We start from the raw sequence: 5,479 nt of genomic DNA on the forward strand, positions 1-5,479 counted from the left end.
TTTCAACGGAGAGTTTGATCCTGGCTCAGGACGAACGCTGGCGGCGTGCTTAACACATGCAAGTCGAGCGGTAAGGCCCCTTCGGGGGTACACGAGCGGCGAACGGGTGAGTAACACGTGAGCAACCTACCCTCAACTTTGGGATAAGCCTCGGAAACGGGGTCTAATACCGGATAACACTGACTACCTCATGGTGGTTGGTTGAAAGTTCTGGCGGTTGGGGATGGGCTCGCGGCCTATCAGCTTGTTGGTGGGGTAATGGCCTACCAAGGCGTCGACGGGTAGCCGGCCTGAGAGGGCGACCGGCCACACTGGGACTGAGACACGGCCCAGACTCCTACGGGAGGCAGCAGTGGGGAATATTGCGCAATGGACGAAAGTCTGACGCAGCAACGCCGCGTGAGGGATGACGGCCTTCGGGTTGTAAACCTCTTTCAGCAGGGACGAAGCGAGAGTGACGGTACCTGCAGAAGAAGGACCGGCCAACTACGTGCCAGCAGCCGCGGTAATACGTAGGGTCCGAGCGTTGTCCGGAATTATTGGGCGTAAAGGGCTCGTAGGCGGTTCGTCACGTCGGGAGTGAAAACTCGGGGCTTAACCCCGAGCCTGCTTCCGATACGGGCAGACTAGAGGTAGGCAGGGGAGAGCGGAACTCCTGGTGTAGCGGTGGAATGCGCAGATATCAGGAAGAACACCGGTGGCGAAGGCGGCTCTCTGGGCCTTACCTGACGCTGAGGAGCGAAAGCGTGGGTAGCGAACAGGATTAGATACCCTGGTAGTCCACGCCGTAAACGTTGGGCGCTAGGTGTGGGGGACATTCCACGTCCTCCGTGCCGCAGCTAACGCATTAAGCGCCCCGCCTGGGGAGTACGGCCGCAAGGCTAAAACTCAAAGGAATTGACGGGGGCCCGCACAAGCGGCGGAGCATGCGGATTAATTCGATGCAACGCGAAGAACCTTACCTGGGTTTGACATATAGGGAAATCCTCCAGAGATGGGGGGTCCGTAAGGGTCCTATACAGGTGGTGCATGGCTGTCGTCAGCTCGTGTCGTGAGATGTTGGGTTAAGTCCCGCAACGAGCGCAACCCTCGTCCTATGTTGCCAGCACGCCCTTCGGGGTGGTGGGGACTCATAGGAGACTGCCGGGGTCAACTCGGAGGAAGGTGGGGATGACGTCAAGTCATCATGCCCCTTATGTCCAGGGCTTCACGCATGCTACAATGGCCGGTACAAAGGGCTGCGAAACTGTAAGGTGGAGCGAATCCCAAAAAGCCGGTCTCAGTTCGGATTGGGGTCTGCAACTCGACCCCATGAAGTCGGAGTCGCTAGTAATCGCAGATCAGCAACGCTGCGGTGAATACGTTCCCGGGCCTTGTACACACCGCCCGTCACGTCATGAAAGTCGGCAACACCCGAAGCCGGTGGCCTAACCCTTGTGGAGGGAGCCGTCGAAGGTGGGGCTGGCGATTAGGACGAAGTCGTAACAAGGTAGCCGTACCGGAAGGTGCGGCTGGATCACCTCCTTTCTAAGGAGCATTCGGCACCAACTCTTTGAGTTTGGTGCCTATTCATCACTGCTTGAGCGTTCGTCTCAAGGTGATGGTGCTTCGGAATGTGGAACATTGACCATTAGGCCAGGATCTCGAGTGGTCGAGCTAGTACTGCTGAATCTCTTCGGAGTGGATGCGTGGAACGTGAGAGCAGTCGGGTGAGGGGCCGAGGCGCGCTGTTGGGTCCTGAGGAATCGGGCCCGCCTGAGGGTTCGGGTGGGACTGTTTCTTCTAGGGTCACTGTCACACCTGCGTTGGTGGGTGTGGTGGGTGGCTGGGGCCGGCTCTCACCAAACCGTTGGTGTGGGTGTTCTGGACTGGGTGGGTTGTTTCCCTGGGCTGGATGCTCGAGAACCAGAGGGTGATGGTTATGGGTTGGTGTTCCTGCCCGTATTTTGAGAACTGTATAGTGAACGCGAGCATCTAATCTTTGTAGCGTTTTGCGATTTCGCAGAATTTTTGTTGTTTTGTGACAAGCTACTAAGGGCAATCGGTGGATGTCTAGGTACCAAGAGCCGATGAAGGACGTTGGAGCCTGCGATAAGCCCCGGGGAGTTGGCAACCGAGCTGTGATCCGGGGGTGTCCGAATGGGGAAACCCAGCTGGCATTCTAAAGCCAGTTACCAGTGCCTGAACACATAGGGTTCTGGAGGGAACGCGGGGAAGTGAAACATCTCAGTACCCGCAGGAAGAGAAAACAATAGTGATTCCGTGAGTAGTGGCGAGCGAAAGCGGATGAGGCTAAACCATGTGCGTGTGATAGCCGGCGTGCGTTGCGCATGTGGGGTTGTGGGAGCATTCGAGTCTTAATGCCGTGAGACTAGAGAGTTATAAATCGCTGTTGAAGTCGAATCTTCTGGAATGTTGAGCCGTAGTGGGTTATAGCCCTGTAGGCGTAAGACAGTGACTCTTGAGTGTTTTCCCAAGTAGCACGGGACTCTTGAAATCCCGTGTGAATCTGGCGGGACCACCCGCTAAGCCTAAATACTTCTTGGTGACCGATAGCGGACTAGTACCGTGAGGGAAAGATGAAAAGTACCCCGGGAGGGGAGTGAAATAGTACCTGAAACCGGTTGCCTACAATCCGTCGGAGCATGACTTGGGTTGTGTGACGGCGTGCCTTTTGAAGAATGAGCCTGCGAGTTAGTGGTGTGTGGCGAGGTTAACCCGTGTGGGGTAGCCGTAGCGAAAGCGAGTCTGAATAGGGCGCTTTAGTCGCATGCTCTAGACCCGAAGCGGAGTGATCTATCCATGGGCAGGTTGAAGCGTGGGTAAGACCGCGTGGAGGACCGAACCCACCAGGGTTGAAAACCTGGGGGATGACCTGTGGATAGGGGTGAAAGGCCAATCAAACTCCGTGATAGCTGGTTCTCCCCGAAATGCATATAGGTGCAGCGTCGCGTGTTTCTTACCGGAGGTAGAGCACTGGATGGTCTAGGGGGCTTACCGGCTTACCGAAATCAGCCAAACTCCGAATGCCGGTAAGTGAGAGCGCGGCAGTGAGACTGCGGGGGATAAGCTCCGTAGTCGAGAGGGAAACAGCCCAGATCACCAGCTAAGGCCCCTAAGCGATTGCTAAGTGGAAAAGGATGTGGAGTTGCCCAGACAACCAGGAGGTTGGCTTAGAAGCAGCCACCCTTGAAAGAGTGCGTAATAGCTCACTGGTCAAGTGATTCCGCGCCGACAATGTAGCGGGGCTCAAGCAATCCGCCGAAGCTGTGGCACTCACACTTGTACTCGGCACAGACTTGATCTGTGTCCAGGTGTGTGGGTGGGTAGGGGAGCGTCGTGCAGCGTGTGAAGCAGCCTAGTGATGGAGTTGTGGATGCTGCACGAGTGAGAATGCAGGCATGAGTAGCGAATGACGGGTGAGAAACCCGTCCGCCGGATGATCAAGGGTTCCAGGGTCAAGCTAATCTGCCCTGGGTAAGTCGGGACCTAAGGCGAGGCCGACAGGCGTAGTCGATGGACAACGGGTTGATATTCCCGTACCGGCATTAACACGACCCGACCGAACCCGCTGATGCTAAGTTTCGGAAGCTGTGATGTCTTCGGACGGATCGGTGGACGACACGACCCGAGGTGGTAGTAGGTGCATTGAGGAGTGACGCAGGAGGGTAGTCCAACCGCGGCGATGGTAGGCGCAAGCTGATCCGCGGGCAAGGTGGTAGGGCGAGGCATAGGCAAATCCGTGTCTCACATAGCCTGAGAGCCGAGGCGGACCCGTTCAGGGGAAGTGGATGATCCCATGCTGCCGAGAAAAACTTCGCAGTGAGTGTTAGAGCCGCCCGTACCCCAAACCGACACAGGTGATCAGGTAGAGAATACCAAGGCGATCGAGTGAACCATGGTTAAGGAACTCGGCAAAATGCCCCCGTAACTTCGGGAGAAGGGGGACCGGATCCGTGACACCACTTGCTGGTGGAAGCGGTGATGGTCGCAGAGACCAGGCCCAAGCGACTGTTTACTAAAAACACAGGTCCGTGCGAAGAAGTAATTCGATGTATACGGACTGACGCCTGCCCGGTGCTGGAACGTTAAGGGGACAGGTTAGCTGGTTTCGGCCGGCGAAGCTTTGAACTTAAGCGCCAGTAAACGGCGGTGGTAACTATAACCATCCTAAGGTAGCGAAATTCCTTGTCGGGTAAGTTCCGACCTGCACGAATGGCGTAACGACTTGGGCGCTGTCTCAACCATGGACTCGGCGAAATTGCATTACGAGTAAAGATGCTCGTTACGCGCAGCAGGACGGAAAGACCCCGGGACCTTTACTACAACTTGGTATTGGTGGTCGGTACAATTTGTGTAGGATAGGTGGGAGACTGTGAAGCTCGGACGCCAGTTCGGGTGGAGTCATCGTTGAAATACCACTCTGATTGTTCTGGCTGTCTAACTTTGGTCCGTTATCCGGATCAGGGACAGTGCCTGGTGGGTAGTTTGACTGGGGCGGTCGCCTCCTAAAAGGTAACGGAGGCGCTCAAAGGTTCCCTCAGCCTGGTTGGCAATCAGGTGTCGAGTGTAAGTGCACAAGGGAGCTTGACTGTGAGACAGACATGTCGAGCAGGGACGAAAGTCGGAACTAGTGATCCGGCGGTGGCATGTGGGAGCACCGTCGCTCAACGGATAAAAGGTACCCCGGGGATAACAGGCTGATCTTCCCCAAGAGTCCATATCGACGGGATGGTTTGGCACCTCGATGTCGGCTCGTCGCATCCTGGGGCTGGAGTAGGTCCCAAGGGTTGGGCTGTTCGCCCATTAAAGCGGCACGCGAGCTGGGTTTAGAACGTCGTGAGACAGTTCGGTCCCTATCCGCTGCGCGCGCAGGAGACTTGAGAAGGGCTGCCCCTAGTACGAGAGGACCGGGGTGGACGAACCTCTGGTGTGCCAGTTGTTCCGCCAGGAGCACGGCTGGTTGGCTACGTTCGGGAGTGATAACCGCTGAAAGCATCTAAGCGGGAAGCACGCTTCAAGATGAGGTCTCCCACCGGGTTAACCGGGTAAGGCCCCCAGTAGACCACTGGGTTGATAGGCCAGAGGTGGAAGCGCCGCAAGGTGTGGAGCTGACTGGTACTAATAGGCCGAGGGCTTGTCACACACACATTCACCCCGTTCGCGGGGTTGGATGGACAGACTTACAGCAATGTTTGTTTCGCAAGCCTGCGCTACAAAGTAACGATGTTCGCGTTCACTGTACGGTTCCCGGAATACGGTCAAACCCCAGCCCGTGTGGCTCGAGTTGGTTTGATTGATATTTCTATAGAGTTTCGGTGGCCATAGCGTCGGGGAAACACCCAGTCTCCATTCCGAACCTGGAAGTTAAGCCCGCCAGCGCCGATGGTACTGCGACCGGGAGGTCGTGGGAGAGTAGGACGCCGCCGGACATTCACACTGTTAAGGGCCACCCCACTAGGGGTGGCCCTTAACATTT

The 5,479-nt window shown here is 56.5% G+C and carries 3 rRNA genes; all 3 read left to right on the forward strand.

What is annotated here, in order from left to right:
* Positions 1-2 precede the first annotated feature (2 nt).
* The 3 genes from E0H92_RS43940 to rrf all read left to right on the forward strand — a co-directional run bounded on the left by E0H92_RS43940 (position 3) and on the right by rrf (position 5,432).
* Positions 3-1,527: ribosomal RNA gene (locus E0H92_RS43940) — 16S ribosomal RNA — on the forward strand.
* Between the two features lie 494 nt (positions 1,528-2,021).
* A 23S ribosomal RNA gene (locus E0H92_RS43945) occupies positions 2,022-5,145 on the forward strand.
* A gap of 169 nt (positions 5,146-5,314) precedes the next feature.
* Positions 5,315-5,432, forward strand: a 5S ribosomal RNA gene (gene rrf / locus E0H92_RS43950).
* The 16S, 23S and 5S rRNA genes sit together here, the layout of an rRNA operon.
* Positions 5,433-5,479: the final 47 nt, after the last annotated feature.

The sequence above is a fragment of the Kribbella speibonae genome (genome assembly GCF_004331375.1).
GTDB lineage: Bacteria > Actinomycetota > Actinomycetes > Propionibacteriales > Kribbellaceae > Kribbella > Kribbella sindirgiensis.